Below are 19,651 nucleotides of genomic sequence, written 5' to 3'. Positions count from 1 at the left end.
CGAAACCAATCTCTTCCGAATTGATGCAGGATCTAAATTTAGGATGTATATTATCTGACATAGCGAGTAGCCGACCATACGGTTGCTCGCTTTCAAAGGAGACAATGACGTGCATCCTCAACGATCTACCCCACTTCCCGCGCTGAGCCGGCGTTCGTTTCTGGTCGGCGCCGGAGCAATCGGTGCCGGACTCGCCTTGGCGGGTTGTGCCGCACCCGGCGGCGCGGCCGGTGCCACCGAGATCAGCTTCTACGTTTCCAAGCCCGAAGTCATCGGGTATTTCGATACCCTCATTGCGGAGTTCCATAAAACTCAGTCCACGGTGCGGGTTATTCGAGACTCCACGTCGAACATGTCGGCCGACTTTGTTCGCAACCGGCCGCCGGATCTCGGCTGTTGGAACTACAACTTCTCCATGGTGCAGTTCGTTGAGCGGGGCGCGCTGAGCGATCTCTCTGACATATCGGAGGCCGACCGTATCAATCCCGATATTAAACCGCTCCTGGCCGCAACCGCCGACTATCCGGGTCGCACCAGCGTCATCCCCTACTCGTTGACCGCCGCATCGGTGCTCTACAACCGGGACCTGTTCGAGCAGTACGGTGTGGCTGTCCCCACGACCTGGGACGAACTCGTTCGCGTCTGCGAGGTGTTTCTGGCCGCCGGAATCTCACCTTTTTTCAACACCTACAAAGACACCTGGACCGTGGCCCAGGGCCTATTCGACTACACCGTGGGCGGAATGCTCGATGTGTCGGCCTTCTTCACAAAGCTAAAAACCGAAGGCACGGCGGTAGACGCCCGCTCGGCCGTTTCTTTCCAAAAAGACTTCGAAGAGCCGATGACACGTTTGGGGGAGCTGGCGAAGTATGCAAACTCGAACGCCGCCAGTCGCGGGTACGGTGACGGCAACCTCGCTTTCGCGCAGGGAAAGGCCGCCATGTACCTTCAGGGCCCATGGGCGCTGAACGAGTTCGCCAAAACCAATCCCGCCATGAAGGTGGGCACCTTTCCGCTCCCGGTTACCAACGACCCTGGCGACCTCAAAGTGCGGGTCAACGTTGACCTCGCACTCTGGATTCCGGAGGTGTCGACCAAAAAAGATGCCGCCCGCCAGTTTCTTTCCTTCCTCATGCAGCCGGAGATCCAGAACAAGTACAACGCCGATAACAACGCGTTCGGAACAACAAAGGATGCGCCGCCGACGACCAACCCGGCCCTCGTCGGTATGCAGCAGTACTACGACGATGCCGCGTTCTACCTGGGAGCCTCGCAATTGATTCCCTCCGGTATTCCCGTGGCTAACTATGCGCAGTCCATCGCGTTGGGCAGCAGCCCCATCCCGGTGCTGAAGCAGATTGACGGCGACTGGGCGCGACTGGCATTGCGCTCCTAGCCCAACGCACCGTTCACATCCCTATCCACATCGACAGAAACGAGTACGACATGGCCGTCGTTACACCGAGTCAGGTCAGCCGAAAGGTTCACAAACCCCAGCGGGTCGGTGCCACCTACTACGCTTTTCTCCTCCCGGTACTGGTTCTTTTTAGCCTCGCGATCACCCTGCCCGCGATCATGGGCATTTTCTACAGCTTTACCAATTCTGTAGGTTTTGGCGACTACTATTTCATCGGCGTCATCAACTACATCGCCCTGTTCTCCGACCCGACGATCCTCGGAGCCTATGGCTTTACCATCGGCTTCTCACTCGTCACGGTGGCCGTCGTTAACGTGGCCGCCTTCCTTCTGGCCATCGGTCTCACTTCGCGAATCAGGGGCAAGGTGGCGCTTCGAGCGCTGTACGTCTTGCCCATGGTCGTCTCGGGTATCGTCATCGCCTACGTTTTCAACTTTCTGTTTTCCAATTCGTTGCCGGAGCTGGCGTCCGCTTTGGGAATCGCACCGCTGGAAAAGAGCCTGCTGGCCAACCCTGACCTCGCGTGGGTTGCGATCGTTATCGTGACCGCCTGGCAGGCGATCCCGTCGACAATCCTCATTTACATCGCCGGAATCCTAGCGATTCCCTCCGACGTCTATGAGGCCGCAGCGCTCGATGGTGCCTCAGGCGCTCGGCAGCTTTGGTCGATCACGGTGCCGCTCACTGCCGGATACATCCTCATCAACGTGATCATCGGCTTTAAAAACTTTCTGAACTCCTACGACATCATCGTCGGCCTCACCAACGGCGGCCCCGGAACCTCCACAACAAGCATTGCCATGTCCATCTTCAACGGCTTCACGAACGGTGACTACTCGTACCAGATGGCCAATGCCACCATCTTCTTCTTTATCGCCATCGCGATTGCACTACTTCAACTGCGTGTCACGCGCGGAAAGGCAAGTGTCTGATGACCTCGCAGATCTCCCTGGCACCGCCTTCCACCGGCGGGGAACGGACGCCCGTCAACGGTGACTCTGCGCACCCCCGCGCCCGCACCCGCGGTGAGCGATTCAACTGGCCGGTGACCATTGCTCTCCTCGTCTGCACCCTCGCGGTGTTGATCCCCCTCTACGTGACCCTGACGATGGCCTTCAAGACCACCGCGCAGGCCGTAGACGGTAACGCGTTCTCACTTCCTGCACCGTTCAGCGTGGATGGGTTCGTGCAGGCCTGGACCCTCACCGATTTTCCCCGCAGCTTCGCCATCTCCATCGGTGTTTCAGTAATCAGTGTTGTCGGCACGATCATCCTCAGCGCTTTTGCTGCTTTTGCCATTTCCCGCAACTGGAACCGGCGCTTCTTTCGCTGGTCGTTCTACTACCTGTTGGCGGCAATTTTTCTGCCGTTCCCGGTGCTCGCCCTGTCTCAGGTTAAGCTGACCGGTTTGCTTCACCTTGATAACCCCATCGGCGTCGCCATTCTGCACATCACGTTTCAGCTCGGATTCAGCGTGCTGCTGTTCACGGCATTCTTGCGCTCGATCCCCGAAGAGTTGGAGGAGAGCGCTCGTCTGGATGGTGCTAGTACTGCACAGGTTTTCTGGCAGCTGATTTTTCCGCTGCTTGCACCGATGAGCGCCACCGTAGGCATCTTCGCCTTTTTGGCCTCCTGGAACGACTTCGTGATGCCATCGCTCATCACCTCGAATCCGGCGTTGCAGACCCTGCCCGTGCTCCAGCAAATCTTCCAGACCCAGTTCAGTAACAACTATAACGTCTCCTTCGCCTCCTACCTCATGGCCATGGCCCCGGCAATCATCGTCTACCTCTTTACCCAGCGTTGGGTCATGTCTGGCGTCACCCAGGGCGCCATTAAATAAGCACCTGATCACCCCGTTCCAACCGTTGAAAGGCACCAATCACACAATGACTGACACTCTGCACTCGGCTGATACCGCTACTCCACGCAACGACGAGAACTGGTGGCGCGACGCCGTCGTCTACCAGATCTACCCGCGGTCATTTGCCGATTCCGATGGCGACGGCCTTGGCGACATCCCGGGGATCACGTCGCGAGTCCCCTACCTTCGCACGCTAGGGGTGGATGCCGTCTGGCTGAGCCCGTTCTATCCCTCGGCGCTCGCTGATGGTGGTTACGACGTTGACGACTACCGTGCCGTTGACCCCAGACTGGGCACCCTCGATGACTTCGATGCCATGATCGTCGCACTCGATGAGGCCGGCATCCGGTGCATCGTTGACATCGTTCCAAATCACACCTCGAACCGGCACGTCTGGTTTCAGGAGGCCCTGGCCAGCCCCCGCGGCTCGGCGGCACGAGACCGTTACATTTTTCGTGATGGCCTGGGCGACCGGCAGGAACTGGCACCCGCCGACTGGACCTCGGCGTTCGGCGGTCCATCCTGGGCGCCGGTCGGGGACGGCCAGTGGTACTTGCACTATTTCGCCACCGAGCAGCCCGACCTTAACTGGAAAAACCGTGAGGTTCGGGACGACTTTCTGCACACACTTCGTTTCTGGTCAGATCGCGGCGTAGCCGGGTTTCGAATTGATGTTGCCCATGGCCTCGCCAAGGAATTGCCGCTCGTTCTGCCGAGCCAAGCGGAGCTCGATGCTTTGCCGATTGACGGCACACATCCCATCTGGGACCGCGATGATGTGCACGAGATCTACGCCGAATGGCGCACGGTTTTCAACTCCTACACACCCGCCAGAACGGCCGTCGCCGAGGCCTGGGTGAAGGCCGATCGACGTGCTCGCTATGCCAGCGCGGATGGCCTCGGGCAGGCTTTCAACTTTGACCTGTTGGAAGCCGACTTCGATGCAGACCAGTTTCGACGAATCATTGACTTTAATCTGGCCCAGAGCGATCTGAGCGGCTCATCGTCGACCTGGGTATTCTCGAACCACGATGTCGTGCGTCATGCGACCAGGTATGGTCTGCCCGCACTGCACGGGCGCGACGTGAAACAGGGCGCAGAGTGGCTTCTCTCCGGCGGGCGCAGCCCGATCGTTGACGTAACCCTCGGCCTCCGACGTGCTCGGGCAGCGACACTGTTGGAATTCGCCCTGCCGGGTTCGGCCTACCTCTATCAGGGAGAAGAGCTGGGACTGCCCGAAGTTGCCGCCATTCCCGATGCCGAACGGCAGGATCCAGCATTCTTCCGTAATCACGGCACCGACATCGGCCGAGATGGTTGCCGGGTTCCCATACCGTGGACGAACAACGGCGTGTCTTTCGGCTTTGGTTCGGCCCTGCCGCACCTGCCCCAGCCGACTTCGTTTGGCCAGCTTTCGGTCGAGGCGGCCGAGAACGATCCCTCCTCCACCCTCCACCTCTACCGTGATGCCCTTTCGATTCGAGGAAGGCTGCAGGTTCGAGGAAAGCTACAAGGCGGTGGGCTGGAGTGGATGGAGACCGGTGACGCGGCCGTTCTCGCGTTTCGGCGCCCGAACGGCTGGATCACGGTGACGAACTTTGGTGACACACCCTACGAGCTGCCAGCGGGGGAGGTCTTGCTCAGCAGCAGTCCCTTAAGCAACCGGGTGCTGCCCGGCGCCGCGACTGCTTGGCTGCAAGAATAACCGCGACTGTCGACCAAGGAACCAAACCGAGGATGCCCAGAAAAAGGGCGTCCTCGGTTACGACCCGTGCAAGAACGAGGCGATGCCGTTTAGGCGCGCTTCTTCTCGTCTTCGGTGGCGTAGTGATCGACATAACGGTCATCGTCACCGTCGGGATCGTCGTCATCGTCAGCGGAATCTCCGGCTCCGTCGCTGGCGGACTTCCGGGCCTTGTCGGCTTCGTACTCAGGCCACTTGGCGAGGTCTTCGTCGAGGCGCGGGTCGGACGGATGCCCGGTGAGCTCGCGTTCGAGCGCGTTGTAGTTGGTATCCGGACTGAAATATTTCAGCTCCCGAGCTACCTTGGTGTGCTTTGCTTTTTGACGGCCGCGCCCCATGCGTGACCCCCTTACGATGCCAGGCCGAGCAAGTCGCGAGACCCTCGGGATTTGCCGAACGGAATGTGTAAAAACTAGAGTTTAGTTTAGCATGATGGGCCTTGCGACCCGCGGACGTCGTTCGCAAGGCTAATCCGTAGGAATGGGGTGGCATGACGGGCAGTGTCAGCGTGCCCATCGTCATAATCGGAGCCGGCCAGGCCGGGCTGTCCGTCGCCTACTACCTGCGCCGGTTCGAGCTGGTGGCCGGCCGTGACTTCATCATCTTCGACCGCGGTCCGGGCACCGGCGGTGCCTGGCAGCACCGCTGGCAGGCACTGCACCTCGGGTCGGCACACCGGGTCAACGACCTTCCCGGCATGCAAGAACTCGGTCTGAGCTTCGACACGGCCGATCACGATCTACCGGCCCGCGACGTTGTCAGCGACTATTACCGCGACTACGAACAGCACTACGAGTTGAACGTGGTGCGCCCGGTGGTCGTGACGAGTGTGGTGCCGATTCAGGCCACACTGGTGGTGGCCACGAGTTCGACCGTTTTCGGCGACCAGAAGACCAACGCGGGCCTGATCGTCAACGCGACCGGCACTTGGGGAGCGCCTTTCGTGCCGCACTACCCTGGCGCGAATACCTTCCTGGGCGTGCAGGTGCACACGGCGAGCTACGTGTCCAGCGACGCGTTCGCCGGTCAACGGGTGATCGTGGTGGGCGGCGGCACCTCGGCGATCGGCTTCCTGCTCGAGCTCGAGGGTGTCGCGAGCGAACTGACCTGGGCGTCCCGGCGACCGATCGACTTCAGCTACACCGACCAGCTCGCCGAGGTGACCGCCGTGGCGGCCGTTATGCAGCAGGATCGCGCGGCCCGCGCCGGCAACGCCCTCCCCAGCATTGTTAGCGGAACCGGGGTGCCCGTCACGCGCCGCATCGCGGCCGGCATCGACCGGGGACTGCTCGTGGCCCGCCCCATGTTCTCGAGCATCGAGCCGACCGGAGTGCGCTGGAGCGACGGGTCCTTCACCGAGGCAGACGCGATCGTGTGGGCATCCGGTTTTCGGCCGGAATTGCGACACCTGGCCCCACTCAAACTGCGGGACAAGGCCGGCGGCGTCGCGGTCGGCTCCGGTGTGTCTTTCACCGATCCACGCATCTTCTTCGCCGGGTACGGCCCGCAGGCGAGCACGGTCGGTGCCAATCGGGCCGGTCGTATCATCGCCCGTCAGATCATGGCCCAGCTGTAGCCTTCGAACGGATGCCCGCCGCTATTTGCGCTTGCGTCGACGGGATGCCGACGGGCGCGACTGTGCGGGGACCGTTCCGACGATCGTGGTCCCCTTCGTCGTCGTGTCGATCGTTCCCGAGGGCGGCGCGAGCGGCCGGCGCGAAACCGGCCGCGAGCGCACCGGCTCGCCGCGACGGTCCTGACCGGGGATGGGCCGGGAACGGCGGCCGTAGATGAGTTCTGAGGAGTCAAGCAGCCACGGCACGAGGGCAATGGTGACGCCGTGCACGAGCATCAGTTTCTGACGCAATCGGCGGGCCTTGTGGTTGTGCAGCAGGCCTTCCCACCAGTGGCCAACAATATAAATTGGCGTGTATACGGTGATGACCTCTGAGCCGTGATCGTCTCGACGCCCGCGAATGTAGTTGATCAGCGGCCAGCTGATGTCCCGGTAGGGAGAAGAGAGGATGCGCAGCGGTACCTGAATGTTCTGCTTTACCCAGGCTCGTTTGAGCTCCTTGGTCTCGGCATTGTCAATCGATACGTGCACCGCCTCGAGGCTCACATGGCGGGCGGCGATGGCATAGTCCAGAGCCTTCAACACCGGCTTCTGCATCTTGCCGACCAGCACGATGGCATGGTCTCCCTGCGACCCGAACGTCGTGATCGGGTCGACCTCGATCTCCTTGGCAACGTCCCGGTAGTACCGGTTCACCCCCATCATGAGAAAGAACAACACCGGCATCATCACGAAGACCAGCCACGCCCCATGAGTGAATTTGGTAATGGTGACGACGATCAGTACAACACCGGTGAGGGCGGCACCGAACCCGTTGATCGAGAGGCTGAGCAGGATCGAACCGCGGTTCGGTGGGTTCTTTTTGAGCAGTTTGATCCAGTGCCGCACCATGCCGGTCTGGCCGAGCGTGAAAGACACAAATACGCCGATGATGTACAGCTGGATGAGCACGGTGAGGTTGGCCCGGTAGACCACCATGATCACGCACGCTGCGAGGGCCAGCAACACGACGCCGTTCGAGTAGATCAGGCGGTCGCCTCGGGTGCTGAGTGATTTCGGCGCGTACTTGTCCTGCGCGAGCACGGAGCCGAGCAGTGGGAAACCGTTGAAAGCCGTGTTCGCGGCGAGCAGCAGCACGGCGGCGGTGGCCGCCTGCAGTACAAAGAACATGATCGAGAAGTTGCCAAAGGTAGCCGCCGCGACCTGGGCAATCAGGCTGCGCTGCGGAGCGGTCGCGCACTCATCCCAGCCGATCAGGTCACACGGATTCTCCGAGTAGTGCACCTTCGAAACCAGGGCGAGAATTGTCAGCCCGACGAACAGCACGATGGCGATGCCGCCCATCAGGGTCAGCGTGCGCTGCGCGTTCTTGACCTTGGGATGTTTGAACGCGGGCACGCCGTTGGCGATGGCTTCCACGCCGGTCAGGGCGGAGCATCCGCTCGCGAAGGAACGCAGCAGCAGCAGGATGAACGCGGACTGGGCGAGGTTGTGTGATTCAACGTCGAACCCGGCCGACTCGGCAGTTGGCGCGTCCCCGAGAGCGACCCGCACCAGGCCGACCACGATCATGAGCAGCACGCTCGCGACGAAGAGATAGGTGGGGATGGCGAACGCTTTGCTCGATTCACGCACCCCCCGCAGGTTGACCGCTGCGAGCAGAATGACGAAGAAGACGGCGAATTCCACGCGTAACGGCGCGAGAAACGGCAGGGCCGAGATGATGTTGTCCACCCCGCTCGCCACCGACACGACCACCGTCATCACGTAGTCCACCAGCAGAGCGGAGGCGACGACCAGACCGGCCTTCTCGCCCAGGTTCTTGTGGGCGACCTCATAGTCGCCGCCGCCCGAGGGGTAGGCCTTGATCAGCTGACGGTACGACGCGACCACGACCACGAGCAGCACGACGACCACCGCGGCCACCCACGGCGCGAAGCTCAAAAAGGCGAGCCCGCCGAGGGTGAGAATCATGAGGAGTTCTTGCGGCGCGTAGGCCACGCTCGACAGCGGGTCGCTCGCGAAGATGGGTAGGGCGAGGTGCTTGGGCAGCAGCTGACCGTCCAAATGCTCGGTGGGGAGCGGATCGCCGATGATCCACCGCTTGGGGGAACGACTTTCCGGTACTGGGGCGTTCGCCTCGGGTGTCACGAGGGACGACACTACACCTAAGGGGGGCCCTGTCAAATAGGGCTGCTACATAGAGCGGATGCGGGTCCATCCGCTGGTCGAGCTTGCTGAGACCGCCATCGACGTGTTCTGGCGGTCTCAGGAGGCCGTGAGCTACGAGTTCAGGGTGGCCAGGATGTTCGCGCGCACCTCGGCGAGTTGCCGGCGCAGCGCTGGAACGGTGTCGCTTGGAATGACCGACCTGGCCGCCCGCGTGCGCAGGTCCGTGCGAAGCTGCTGCCGGAACTCGTTGAGCACCATGTCGGCTTCGTGCAGGGCGAGGCGGGAGTCCACCCGAGCAGACGTGTCAGTGTCGCTGGATGGCTCGGCACCGGAGGGCGCCGCGGACCGTTGTTCGGCTGGCGACTCGCGCTCCCAGGTCGACGAGCCGGTGGGATCCCACGACTCGGCCGTGCCGTCGTAGCCGCGCGGTTCCGGGGCGGCTACGACGCGGGCCTGGCGGGCGGCAGAGGCGAGGTCGGCGCGCAGGGTCTTCATGGCGGAGTTGACGCCGGTGCGAACCTGGGCGGCGAGCCTTTGCACCGAGTCGGTCACTTCGTCTTCGATCGCGCCGAGTTCGCCGTCGCGGGCGAGTAGCTCGGCGCGGCCGGCCTCGGTGATCTCGTAGACGGTCTTGCGTCCGTCGGCCTGTTTGGTGACGAGGCCCTCCTCCTCGAGCTTGGCCAGCCGCGGGTAGATCGTTCCGGCGCTCGGACTGTAGGTGCCGCCGAAGCGGTCGCTGAGCGCCTGGATCAGTTCGTAGCCGTGCCGGGGCCGCTCGGCGAGCAGGCTCAGCAGGTACAGGCGCAGGCTGCCGTGGGCGAACATGGCGCTCATGCCGGGTCTGTCTGGGAAGCTTGGGCGGTGTCTGCGGGAGCCGGCGCTGCGTCATCCGCTTGACTCGTGGCTTCGCTGCGAACCACCGAGATATCGCCAGACACCGAGTTGGAGCGCACGTCGACCCAGCTGCCGTCGAGGGCGCCGGTGGACCCTTCGTAGCCCTTGCCGAACGCGGTGCGCACGGTGTGGTCGTCGAGTTGGAGCGTGCCGGAGAGGGTATTGAGGTGGTAGCGCGCGGCGACGTCGGGCGCGAGCCGCACGGTGAGGTTTCCGCTGACCGAGTTCGTGACGATCTGGTCTGGGGCGCCGGCCAGGTCGAGGAAGACGTTGCTCGAGACCCCGTCAAGCGTGAATTGACGAATGCTGCCGCTCGCCGTGATATCGCCAGACACGGTGTGCACGACCAGCGCTCCCACGTGGTTGCGCACCGAAATTTCGCCGTTCACCGCGTTGAGTTCAAGGTCGCCCTGCACGTCGTCGATGATGAGATCGCCGGAGACGGTGCTGAGCTTGGCGTCATTGCGGAGGCCCGAGACGAGGGCGTCGGCCGAGACGACGCCGAAACGCAGCGCCACGTCGCGGGGAACGGAAATGCTCACCTCGGCGCGAGCGGTGCCTCGGAACGAGGCGAACACCTCGATGAAATTGTCCCAGCGCAGCTGTGGGTGGTCGATCTCGAGGCGGTCGCCGTCCATGGAGATTTTCAGGTCTTTACCGGTGACGCCGTGCACTTCGATGCGAGCTCCGGGTTCGTCATGGCCGATGATGTCGACCGTGCCGGCGATGAGGCCGACCTTCAGCTGGCGCACCAGTTCAACGTCGATAATCTTGGTCTGCCCGGGGGCGACCAGCCATTTTTCCAGTGACACTGGGTTGTCCTTTCAGAAAGATGAACTCGCGCTATATCGCGTGTTCTGAAAGAACACGATATATCGCGTTTCTGAAAGGTGCAAGAGTCTCAGTACAGAAATATGTCGAGCCATGCGCGATTGTGGGCGTGCACGAGCACGAGGAAGACCACCACGTCGAACAGAAGGTGCACGCAGACGACGTAGGTCAGCGATCGGGTGCGGGCGAAGGTGTAGCCCTGCAGCAGTGCGAACGGCACGGTGAGCAGCGGCCCCCACGACTGGTAGCCGAGCTCCCAGAGAAACGACGCGAAGATCACCGCCTGCAGAATATTGGCCTGCCAAACGACAAAGTGCCTGCGAAGCAGGGCGAACGCGACGCAGATGAAGAACAATTCATCCCAGATGCCCACAAAGCCTACGCCCACGAACAGTCGGGCAATCTCATCGGGAGCGGTCACCGCCGGCCAATTCTGGTACGCGCCGCTACCGATGAAGTAGCTCGGAAGAATCAGGTACCCGAGCAGTACTACGATCGGCAAATAGGCCCGTTCGAGCCTGGTCCAGCGCTGCCCGGTGCGAATCGGAAACCGAATGGCGTGGCCCGTGAAGTAGAACCGGGACAGCAGGTAAGGCACGAGTACCGACAGGCTCAGTACCGTGCCCATGAGCGCGATATTCGGGTAGCTGATGTTCGCCTCGACCGAGATCGTGCTGATAATGGCCAGGCCAACGGCGATGAGTACCAGGTCGCGAAACAGGGCTCGGTTGATCGAAAAGGCGAGCACGAGCGCCGCGGCCAGCACGGCATAGCCGGCAACCGGTATCCGCAACGCAAAGAGCAGCACAGCGGATGCGCTCACCAGCGCCGCCGGAATTAGCCCCCACTGCGCCGTTTTGTTCATGCTGCACCCTATCCAGCACAGTGCCCGATTCCGCGAAAGCGGGAGAAGTATTGCTTCAACCCTCGGCAGTGCCGATTTACCCCCGCTCGTGGGAGGGCTTAGATTTTAGGGATGACTCGTCTACCCTCCGAGAGCGACCCCGTCACGATTCTGCAGCAGCTCGTGCGCATCGATTCGGTCAACCCGGACCTTGTGCCGGGCGCCGCGGGTGAGGCTGAGATAGCGGCCTGGTGCGGTGAATGGCTGATGGATCAGGGTTTCGATGTTGCGGTGTTGGAGCAAACTGCCGGGCGCCCGTCGGTCATTGGCACGAAGCGTGGCAGCGGCAAAGGCCGCTCGCTCATGCTCAACGCCCACCTCGATACGGTCGGCGTCGCGACCTACCAGGGCGATCCCTTCAGCGGCGACCTCATTGACGGCAAGGTGTACGGACGCGGGGCCGTCGACACCAAGAGCGGGCTCGCGGCCATTCTCGTGGCCGCGGCGCGGGCATCCACTGGGGAGCTGGCCGGTGATGTGATTGTGACGCTGGTCTCCGACGAAGAATTCGGCAGCATCGGCACCGAGGAGGTGCTGCGCAGCTTTCGCGCCGACGCCGCCGTGGTGGTCGAGCCGAGCAGCCTCGAACTCACCACCGCCCACCGCGGCTTCGCCTGGTTCGAGCTCGAGCTCATCGGCCTGGCCGCGCACGGCTCGCAGCCCGAGCTCGGCGTCGACGCCATCTGGCACGCCGGCCGGGCCCTCGCCGCCCTCGACGGCCTGCGCCAGCGGCTGAATGCCGCCCCGGCCCATCCCACGCTCGGTCACGGCGCCGTGCGAGTGTCACAGATCGTCGGCGGCGATGACGCGGCCACGGTCGCGGCCCGCTGCGTGCTCACCCTCGAACGACGGATGCTGCCGGGCCAGTCCCCCGACAGCGTCGAGGCGGAATTGCGTGCCCTGTTCACCGAGTTGGGCGAGGTGGAGCCCGAGTTTCAGTTCGCCTTGACCCGGCTGGTGGCGCGCGCCGCCTTCGAGGCCGAGCCGCACTGGCCCATTGTGCGAGCGCTGACCTCCAACGCCGAACGGGTGCTCGGGCACACAGCGGTCACGCGCGGCGAACCGTTCTGGACCGATGCCGGACTCATTCTCGAAGCCGGAATTCCGTGCGTCGTGTTCGGTGCCGACGGCGAAGGCCTGCACGCCGACACCGAGTGGGCCGACGCCGAGTCGGTGCGCGCGCTCGCGAAGGTTCTCGAGGGCACGATCACCGAATTCTGCGGGCCTACAGCCGGCTGATTCGCTTCCACCCCCTGCCCTCGTGCCAGGACTCGATAATGAGGTGCGTGTTGTCGGGGTCGATGTAGGTGAGCACGACTTCGTGCACCTGCACCTCGAAGCTCGAGGAACCCGGCGGATCGGCCGGGTTCGGCGCGATCGGGACGAGCGCCCCGGCCAGTTTTGCGTCGCCGGCCCAGTCCGACGGTTGCCCGGCCGGGGGTTCGAGGGTCGGCGAGTGGATTGCCACCCGCGGGTCTCGCAGCACGTCGTGCAGCTTGAGCGAATCGGGCATCATGCCCAGCGTGATGCGTTCGGGCTCGAACACGAGCTCTGTGCCGCTGATTCTCGGCGAGCCGTCCCGGCGCAGGGAGGCCATCGTCTTGTTGGTGCCAGCGTCGAATCGCTCCCGCACCCGGGCCGCGAACTGCGGCGCATCTTCTTCGACTTCCTGCCACGTTGCCATGCCCTAAACGGTACCCTGGGTCACCGACATTCGCTCTTGACCTTGACGCAGCGTCAAGTTCTATTGTGGTAGTCACAGGGGCGAACGGAGCGTGAGATGGACTGGTCCATTCAGGATGTGGCACGGCTGTCCGGGGCGACGAGCCGCACCCTGCGTCACTACGGCGACCTGGGGCTGCTCCCGCCGAGCCGCATCGGCAGCAACGGCTATCGCTTCTACGACGAGGTCTCGCTCGTGCGGCTGCAGCGCATCCTGATGCTGCGCGCGCTCGGCCTCGGACTGCCGGCGATCGGGGATGTGCTCGCACAGCAGCGGGGCGAAGGCGAGGCCCTGCAGCATCACCTCGACTGGCTCCGGCAGGAGCAACAGCGACTGGCCAGACAGATACGGTCGGTCGAAAACACGATTGACACGCTGAACGGAGAAGAGCAACTCATGGCAGAGAACATGTTTGACGGGTTCGACCACACGCAGTATCGCGAGGAGGTCGAACAGCGCTGGGGAGCGGATGCCTACCGCCGGAGCGACGACTGGTGGCGCAGCATGTCGCCAGCCGAGAAAGCCGCGTGGAAACAGAGCCAGCAGGCCCTCGGCGCCGATTGGCAGGCGGCCGCGGCGCGGGGCGTCGACCCGGCTGGTGACGAGGCGCAAGGCTTGGCCAAGCGGCAGTTCGAGTGGTTGCGCGGTATTCCGGGGACGCACGGTGGGGAAGGAGCCGGGCCGACCCGGGAGTACTTCGTGGGCCTCGCGGAGATGTACGTGGCGGATGAGCGATTCGCGGCGAATTATGGCGGGGTGGCGGGGGCTGAATTCGTGCGGGATGCCATGGTGATCTTTGCAGAGCAGGACCTGTAGTGGACCAGTTCAGTTTCGTTTTGTAGGCGGCCCGCGAGTCGGCTGGGTCACCTGCTCCTCGCTCAAGACTCGCAACCCCGCAGGCAACCCAACCGCCTTGCTCCTTGCTCCTCAAGAATGCCAGGGGCTCAGGGCCGGAGTTGCGTCGGCGGCCGGCTCCGGGCTAGGGGGTGGGGGCGAGGACGGGCTGGGCGGGAGCAGGGGCGGCGGGAGCGGGGCGCTTGATCGCGAAGAAGGGGATCGTGCGCTGGCAGAGCGGGCCGATCAGTACGGCGAAGAGCACGGTTCCGATTCCCACGTTACCGCCGAGGACCCAGCCGATGCCGAGCACGGTCACCTCGATGCCGGTACGCACGATCCAGATCTTCCAGCCGGTGCGCTTGTGCAGGCCGGTCATCAGGCCGTCGCGCGGGCCGGGACCGAAGTGTGCCCCGATGTAGAGGCCGGTGGCGACGGCCACGGCCAGTAGGCCAGCTGTGAACAGCACGATGCGCGCCCAGAGGTCGAGGTCGGCGGGAATCAGCCACAGGCCCACATCGGCCGACGGGCCAACGAGCAGGGCATTGAGCAGTGTTCCGGCGCCGGGCTTCTGCCGAATCGGAATCCACAGCAGCAGCACCACCCCGCTCAGCACAATCGTGATCAGCCCGAAGCCGAGGTGGGTGTGGTTGTCGATGCCCTGGGTGAGCACGTCCCACGGGGCCACGCCAATGCCGCCGCGCACGATCAATGCGATGCCGATTCCGTACAGGAAGAGGCCAATAAGCAGCTGAGTGAGGCGACGTGTCATAGTAGCCAATCCAATTGCATAACTGGCCTGTTATCAAGAGGCCAATCTGACTAGAGTGGCCTCATGAGCGAGAACCACGTCAGTGCGCGGGGCCTCGACGCCCTGTTGGGCGAGTGGCGCGGCGGAGCGAGCGCGTATCGAGCCTTGAGCGATCGCATCCGCTTATTGACCCTCGATGGGCGCATTCCCACCGACAGCCGCCTGCCGGCCGAGCGTGACCTGAGCGAGCGCCTCGGCGTGAGTCGAACCACGGTGACGGCCGCCTATCGCGAGCTGCGCGACGCGGGTTACCTGCTCAGTGTGCGCGGGTCGGGCAGCGTCGTGCGTTTGCCGGGGGCTGGCGCCGCGAGCCCGACTCCCGACGCCGAGGGAATCCTCGACTTCAGTAAGGCCACGATGCCGGCCCTGCCCGGGCTGGCGGATGCCGCGGTGCACGCCGCCGTCGAATTGCCGCGCCACCTCGGCGACTCGGGTTTCGACCCCGTGGGTATTCCCGAGCTGCGGGCAGCCATCGCCGATCGCTACGCCGCCCGCGGCCTGCCGACCGCGCCGGAGCAGATCATGGTGACCCTCGGCGCCCAGCACGCCATCGCCCTGCTGGCCCGCGTGCTCGTGGGCCGGGGAGATCGCGCCCTGATCGAAACGCCGACGTATCCGCACGCGGCCGAGGCGCTGCGGGCGGCCGGTGCTCGCCTCGCCGCCGTGAACGTGTCGGCCGGCGCGCCCGGCGATGACCCAGCCACCCGGGGTTGGGATGAAGCGGCGCTGCTGCAGACCCTGCAGCGCAGCAGCCCCGTGGTCGGCTACCTCATGCCCGACTTTCACAATCCCACCGGCCGGAGTATGCCGGCCGGGCAACGCGAGAGGGTAGCCTCCGCCGCTGCGGACGCCTGCACGACGCTCATCATCGACGAGACCATCGCCGAGCTTGACATCGACCGTGTGGGCGAGTTTCCACCGTTCGCGGCCTGCGCCGACGCGCGGTCGGCTCCGCGGGTAGTGAGTGTCGGGTCGGTGGGAAAAACCGTCTGGGGCGGGGTTCGTATCGGCTGGATCCGCGCGGAACCCGCGCTCATCAGCAAGCTCGTGGCCGCCCGCTCCGCCAGCGACCTTGGCACCCCCATTCTCGAGCAGCTCATCGTGACGCGGCTACTGGCCGAGATGCCCGCCATTCTGGCCGGACGCCGCGGGCTGTTGCGGCTGGGTCGCGACCATTTGGAACGCCGCCTCGCCGAGACCTTCCCGAAGTGGCAGGTGCCGCACGTCGACGGCGGCATCACCGCCTGGGTCAACCTCGGCAGCCCGGTGAGCTCCCAGCTCGCGCTCGCCGCGCGCAGCCATGGCCTGCTCGTTCCGGCCGGCCCACGATTCGGCCTCGACGGGGCCTTCGAGCGGTTCCTGCGACTGCCGTTCTCGCACTCCGTCGAGGAAACCGACCGGGCCGTCGGCGCATTGGAGGCCGCTTGGGGGTCTCTGCTGCGGCATCCGTTCACCGATACCGGGTACCTGGCCGAGGTGGTTTGACCCGGTCGTTATTCAGCGGCCTGCGCGCACTGGCATACTGAGCGGGTGCATTTTCTCGCGGTAGTGAGCATGAAGAATCGGGCGCTGATCGCCCTCATCACCATTGTGGCGGCCGTGTTCGGCAGCCTGGCTCTGACCGGGCTCAAACAGGAGCTGATTCCGTCCTTGCAGCTGCCACAGCTGCTCGTGTCGACCAGCTACCCGGGAGCGTCGCCGCAGGTCGTCAACGACGACGTATCCACCCCGATCGAGACCGCGATCCAGGGCCTGGTCGGGCTGGAGACGACGTCGACGACGAGCAGTACCAACTCCTCGCTGGTGAGCGCCACCTTCACCTACGATACCGACCTGGTCAAGGCCGAATCCCGCATCGACCAGGCGATCAACCGCATCACGAACGTTCTGCCGGCCGACGTCGACCCGCAGGTCATCAGTGGCAGCATCGACGACTTTCCGGTGATCTCGCTCGCGGTCGCGTCGAGCGACACCGTGGCGCTCGCCGACCAGCTCAAACGCAGCGTGCTCGGCGACATCCGCGATGTGACTGGCGTGCGCGACGCCGCCCTGGTCGGTGACATCGGCCGCCGCGTCACGATCACGCCCAACGCCGATGAGTTCGCCGCCCGCGGCTTCAACACGCAGAACCTGCGCGACGCGCTCCGGCAGAACGGGGCGCTCATTCCGGCCGGCGCCATCACCGAAGGTGACACCACGCTGTCGGTGCAGGCCGGCTCGAAGCTCGGCTCCGTTGATGACATCGCAGCCCTGCCCATGGTGGTAAGCCCGGCCGGTTTCACCGGCACGTCCACAGCGGATGCCGGCCCCACGACCATCGGCGACGTCGCCACGGTCGCACTCGTCGAAAACCCGGTCACGAGCATCTCCCGGGTGAACGGCGAAAGCGCCCTCACCATCGCCGTCACCAAGGTGCCCGCTGCGAACACCGTCGACGTGTCGACGGCGGTACGCGCGCTTGTGCCGCAGCTCGAAGCGGCCGTCGCGCCCGCGACCTTCACGGTCGTGTTCGACCAGGCGCCATTCATCCAGCAGTCGATCGACGCGCTCACCCAGGAGGGCCTGCTCGGCCTCGGGTTCGCGGTGATCGTGATTTTGCTGTTCCTGCTCTCGGTGCGGGCCACCCTCGTCACGGCCATCTCGATTCCGACCTCGGTACTGATCACCTTCATCGGGCTGCAGAGCGTGGGTTATTCACTCAATATCCTCACCCTCGGCGCCCTCACGATCGCCATCGGCCGGGTCGTCGACGATTCGATCGTGGTGATCGAGAACATTAAGCGCCACCTCGTGGCCGGCGCCGACCGCGCCGCCACGATCGTCTTCGCCGTGCGCGAAGTTGCCGGCGCCATCACGGCGTCGACCGTCACGACGGTCACCGTGTTCCTGCCGATCTCATTCGTCGGTGGATCAACCGGCGAGCTGTTTCGGCCGTTCGCGCTCACCGTGACCATCGCCCTGCTCGCGTCGTTGCTCGTGTCGCTCACCATCGTGCCGGTGCTCGCCTACTGGTTTTTGCGGGCGCCGAAAGCCGTCACGGCCGCCGAGGAACGCCCCGCCGACCGGGCAGGCGAGATCAGGCCGAACGGTGCGACCGCGTCCGGTGCGACCGCGGTGCCCGCGACCGTGGCGGTGCCGGCAGCGCACTCGCGGCACGCGGCCGCGGCATCCGCTTCGACCGGCCCGGCCACGGGGCTGTCGGCGGCAGCCGAGGTCGGCGAGAACCCCGGACGGCTGCAAAAGGGATATCTGCCGGTCATTCGGTTCACCCTGAAACACGCCGTGGCGACGCTGCTGCTCGCCGTCTTCGTGCTCGGCGGAACGGCCGCGCTGGTGCCCTTCATGAAGGTGAACTTTCTCGGATCAACCGGGCAGAACACGTTCCGGGTGACTCAAACCCTGCCGGTAGGCAGCAGTCTGGCCGCGCAGGATGCGGCATCCGCTTCGGTCGAGACCGCGCTGCGTGACCTCGACGGTATCGACATCGTGCAGCTCTCGATCGGCGGAGGAAACGCGGCGAGCGCCTTCCGCGGCGGCGCGCCCACCTCGAGCGCCGTTTCCTATTCGATCACCACTGCCGACGGCGTCGACGCCGACGCGGTACAAAATCAGGCGCGCACGGTCCTGGCCAAACTGGGTAATGTGGGCGAGATCTCGGTGGCCGCGGCGAGCGGGTTTGGAGCCTCCTCCGACATCGCCGTTGATATCACCGCGGCTACGGATGCCGATCTGCAGGCCGCGACCACGTCCATTCTCGGCGCGGTGCAGAAACTCGGGGCGATCAAGGAGAGTGCGAGCACCCTCGCCGCCTCGCTGCCCTATCTGGCCGTCACCGTCAATCGGGAGGCGGCGGCCGCTGCTGGTCTAAGCGAACTTGCCCTCGGAACCCTCGTGTCACAGGCCATGCAGCCGAGCGCGATCGGGTCAATCGTGATCGACGAGACCAACCTCACCGTGTACCTGTCGGCGCAGTCGCCGCCGACGACGAGCGCCGAACTCGCCGCCCTGCAGATTCCGACGCGCACCGGATCGGTGGCTCTTGCCACCCTCGCGACAGTGGACCAGGTCGACGGCCCGAGCACGCTCACCACGGCGAAGGGGCTGCGAACGGCGACCGTCTCGGCGACGCCCGCGAGCGACGATCTGGGCACGGCGAACGCGCAGCTGAACCAGATGCTGGCCGACACGACACTGCCGACCGGGGCTACCGCAACCCTCGGTGGGGTCAGCGCCGACCAGGCAGAGGCCTTCCAGCAGCTCGGGGTCGCGATGCTCGTGGCTATTCTCATCGTGTACATCGTGATGGTGGCCACGTTCCGGTCGCTGCTGCAGCCCCTGCTGCTGCTCGTGTCGGTGCCGTTCGCGGCTACCGGGGCCATTGCGCTGCAGGTCGTGACCGGCATCCCGCTCGGGGTTCCGTCTTTGATCGGCGTGCTCATGCTCATTGGAATCGTCGTGACCAATGCGATCGTGCTCGTCGACCTGGTCAACCAGTACCGGCGGCGTGGGCTGGCGGTGCGCGACGCCCTCGTTGCGGGGGCGAGCCGCCGGCTGCGCCCCATTCTGATGACTGCGCTCGCCACGATCTTCGCCTTGCTGCCGATGGCCATCGGCCTCACCGGCCACGGCGGCTTCATCTCGCAGCCGCTAGCCCTCGTGGTCATCGGTGGGCTGGTTTCGTCGACGGTGCTGACGCTGATCGTGCTTCCCGTTCTGTATCTGCTGGTCGAGGGCACCCGTGAGCGACGTGCGTTGCGTCGGGCCGCGTCCAATTTGGTCGAATCGAGCCCGGACGGGCGCGTCTACTCGGGGCGTCGTTCATAAGTGCGGAGATTCCGCGCGATCCGCCGCGATTTCATCCCCGGGTTGCAGTTGATTAAG

General features: G+C 64.4%; 16 protein-coding genes. 9 read left to right on the top strand and 7 right to left on the bottom strand.

Annotated features, from left to right (window positions below; genetic code table 11):
- Positions 1–109: 109 nt before the first annotated feature.
- Genes QMK31_RS15470 through QMK31_RS15455 form a run of 4 tightly spaced genes read left to right on the top strand, consistent with a single transcriptional unit; the run spans position 110 to position 4,986 of the window.
- Positions 110–1,396, top strand: a complete 1,287-nt coding sequence (locus tag QMK31_RS15470) for an ABC transporter substrate-binding protein (RefSeq protein WP_283501847.1) — start codon at positions 110–112, stop codon at positions 1,394–1,396.
- A gap of 50 nt (positions 1,397–1,446) precedes the next feature.
- Positions 1,447–2,349: a carbohydrate ABC transporter permease gene (locus QMK31_RS15465; protein WP_283501846.1), complete on the top strand. Its 903-nt coding sequence runs from the start codon at positions 1,447–1,449 to the stop codon at positions 2,347–2,349.
- Positions 2,349–3,260, top strand: coding sequence for a carbohydrate ABC transporter permease (locus tag QMK31_RS15460; RefSeq protein WP_283501845.1), 912 nt, complete (start codon positions 2,349–2,351; stop codon positions 3,258–3,260). The genes QMK31_RS15465 and QMK31_RS15460 overlap by 1 nt, the downstream gene beginning before the upstream one ends.
- 46 nt (positions 3,261–3,306) lie before the next feature.
- Positions 3,307–4,986 (top strand): glycoside hydrolase family 13 protein, encoded by a 1,680-nt coding sequence (locus QMK31_RS15455; RefSeq protein ID WP_283501844.1) that lies wholly within the window; start codon positions 3,307–3,309, stop codon positions 4,984–4,986.
- Between the two features lie 89 nt (positions 4,987–5,075).
- Here the strand turns inward: QMK31_RS15455 and QMK31_RS15450 are convergent, their stop codons facing one another.
- A complete protein-coding gene (locus tag QMK31_RS15450; RefSeq protein ID WP_283501843.1) occupies positions 5,076–5,363 on the bottom strand; it encodes a DUF3073 domain-containing protein in 288 nt (95 codons plus the stop codon).
- Positions 5,364–5,515: 152 nt separating this feature from the next.
- On the opposite strand from QMK31_RS15450, the gene QMK31_RS15445 reads away from it, so the two are divergent.
- Positions 5,516–6,601 carry an NAD(P)-binding domain-containing protein gene (locus QMK31_RS15445; protein ID WP_283501842.1) on the top strand — a complete coding sequence of 362 codons (1,086 nt, stop codon included), beginning with the start codon at positions 5,516–5,518 and terminating at the stop codon, positions 6,599–6,601.
- Positions 6,602–6,622: 21 nt separating this feature from the next.
- Here QMK31_RS15445 and QMK31_RS15440 read toward each other — a convergent pair whose 3' ends face one another.
- The 4 genes from QMK31_RS15440 to QMK31_RS15425 all read right to left on the bottom strand — a co-directional run bounded on the left by QMK31_RS15440 (position 6,623) and on the right by QMK31_RS15425 (position 11,363).
- Positions 6,623–8,752 (bottom strand): APC family permease, encoded by a 2,130-nt coding sequence (locus QMK31_RS15440; protein WP_283502029.1) that lies wholly within the window; start codon positions 8,750–8,752, stop codon positions 6,623–6,625.
- 132 nt (positions 8,753–8,884) lie between these two features.
- The gene (locus QMK31_RS15435; RefSeq protein ID WP_283501841.1) at positions 8,885–9,607 is read right to left on the bottom strand and encodes a PadR family transcriptional regulator; all 723 of its coding nucleotides are present in this window, start codon (positions 9,605–9,607) and stop codon (positions 8,885–8,887) included.
- Positions 9,604–10,479: a DUF4097 family beta strand repeat-containing protein gene (locus QMK31_RS15430; protein ID WP_283501840.1), complete on the bottom strand. Its 876-nt coding sequence runs from the start codon at positions 10,477–10,479 to the stop codon at positions 9,604–9,606. The genes QMK31_RS15435 and QMK31_RS15430 overlap by 4 nt, the downstream gene beginning before the upstream one ends.
- An 89-nt stretch (positions 10,480–10,568) precedes the next feature.
- Positions 10,569–11,363 (bottom strand): CPBP family intramembrane glutamic endopeptidase, encoded by a 795-nt coding sequence (locus tag QMK31_RS15425; protein ID WP_283501839.1) that lies wholly within the window; start codon positions 11,361–11,363, stop codon positions 10,569–10,571.
- A 111-nt stretch (positions 11,364–11,474) separates the two neighbouring features.
- On the opposite strand from QMK31_RS15425, the gene QMK31_RS15420 reads away from it, so the two are divergent.
- Positions 11,475–12,641 carry a M20/M25/M40 family metallo-hydrolase gene (locus tag QMK31_RS15420; RefSeq protein ID WP_283501838.1) on the top strand — a complete coding sequence of 389 codons (1,167 nt, stop codon included), beginning with the start codon at positions 11,475–11,477 and terminating at the stop codon, positions 12,639–12,641.
- Here the strand turns inward: QMK31_RS15420 and QMK31_RS15415 are convergent.
- Complete coding sequence (locus tag QMK31_RS15415) at positions 12,628–13,086, bottom strand: pyridoxamine 5'-phosphate oxidase family protein (protein ID WP_283501837.1); 459 nt, start codon at positions 13,084–13,086, stop codon at positions 12,628–12,630. The genes QMK31_RS15420 and QMK31_RS15415 overlap by 14 nt on opposite strands.
- Before the next feature lie 96 nt (positions 13,087–13,182).
- Here QMK31_RS15415 and QMK31_RS15410 point away from each other — a divergent pair, with 96 nt between their 5' ends.
- The gene (locus QMK31_RS15410; protein WP_283501836.1) at positions 13,183–13,941 is read left to right on the top strand and encodes a MerR family transcriptional regulator; all 759 of its coding nucleotides are present in this window, start codon (positions 13,183–13,185) and stop codon (positions 13,939–13,941) included.
- A gap of 163 nt (positions 13,942–14,104) precedes the next feature.
- Here the strand turns inward: QMK31_RS15410 and yczE are convergent, their stop codons facing one another.
- Positions 14,105–14,731, bottom strand: a complete 627-nt coding sequence (yczE, locus tag QMK31_RS15405; RefSeq protein WP_283501835.1) for a membrane protein YczE — start codon at positions 14,729–14,731, stop codon at positions 14,105–14,107.
- 63 nt (positions 14,732–14,794) lie between these two features.
- Between yczE and yczR the strand changes: the two genes are divergently transcribed.
- On the top strand, positions 14,795–16,255 hold the full coding sequence (gene yczR / locus QMK31_RS15400; protein WP_283501834.1) for a MocR-like transcription factor YczR: 1,461 nt from the start codon (positions 14,795–14,797) through the stop codon (positions 16,253–16,255).
- Positions 16,256–16,300: 45 nt separating this feature from the next.
- On the top strand, positions 16,301–19,594 hold the full coding sequence (locus QMK31_RS15395; protein WP_283501833.1) for an efflux RND transporter permease subunit: 3,294 nt from the start codon (positions 16,301–16,303) through the stop codon (positions 19,592–19,594).
- Positions 19,595–19,651 lie beyond the last annotated feature (57 nt).

The organism is Cryobacterium sp. PH31-O1, assembly GCF_030063455.1.
GTDB lineage: Bacteria > Actinomycetota > Actinomycetes > Actinomycetales > Microbacteriaceae > Cryobacterium.
This window is presented reverse-complemented; position numbering and strand designations above follow the sequence as displayed.

Coding starts and splice junctions, on each gene's coding strand:
- QMK31_RS15435 (WP_283501841.1), bottom strand. CDS start 9,607: ATGAGCGCCATGTTCGCCCACGGCAGCCTGCGCCTGTACCTGCTGAGC.
- QMK31_RS15410 (WP_283501836.1), top strand. CDS start 13,183: ATGGACTGGTCCATTCAGGATGTGGCACGGCTGTCCGGGGCGACGAGC.
- QMK31_RS15425 (WP_283501839.1), bottom strand. CDS start 11,363: ATGAACAAAACGGCGCAGTGGGGGCTAATTCCGGCGGCGCTGGTGAGC.
- QMK31_RS15445 (WP_283501842.1), top strand. CDS start 5,516: ATGACGGGCAGTGTCAGCGTGCCCATCGTCATAATCGGAGCCGGCCAG.
- yczE (WP_283501835.1), bottom strand. CDS start 14,731: ATGACACGTCGCCTCACTCAGCTGCTTATTGGCCTCTTCCTGTACGGA.
- yczR (WP_283501834.1), top strand. CDS start 14,795: ATGAGCGAGAACCACGTCAGTGCGCGGGGCCTCGACGCCCTGTTGGGC.
- QMK31_RS15460 (WP_283501845.1), top strand. CDS start 2,349: ATGACCTCGCAGATCTCCCTGGCACCGCCTTCCACCGGCGGGGAACGG.
- QMK31_RS15465 (WP_283501846.1), top strand. CDS start 1,447: ATGGCCGTCGTTACACCGAGTCAGGTCAGCCGAAAGGTTCACAAACCC.
- QMK31_RS15415 (WP_283501837.1), bottom strand. CDS start 13,086: ATGGCAACGTGGCAGGAAGTCGAAGAAGATGCGCCGCAGTTCGCGGCC.
- QMK31_RS15455 (WP_283501844.1), top strand. CDS start 3,307: ATGACTGACACTCTGCACTCGGCTGATACCGCTACTCCACGCAACGAC.
- QMK31_RS15450 (WP_283501843.1), bottom strand. CDS start 5,363: ATGGGGCGCGGCCGTCAAAAAGCAAAGCACACCAAGGTAGCTCGGGAG.
- QMK31_RS15420 (WP_283501838.1), top strand. CDS start 11,475: ATGACTCGTCTACCCTCCGAGAGCGACCCCGTCACGATTCTGCAGCAG.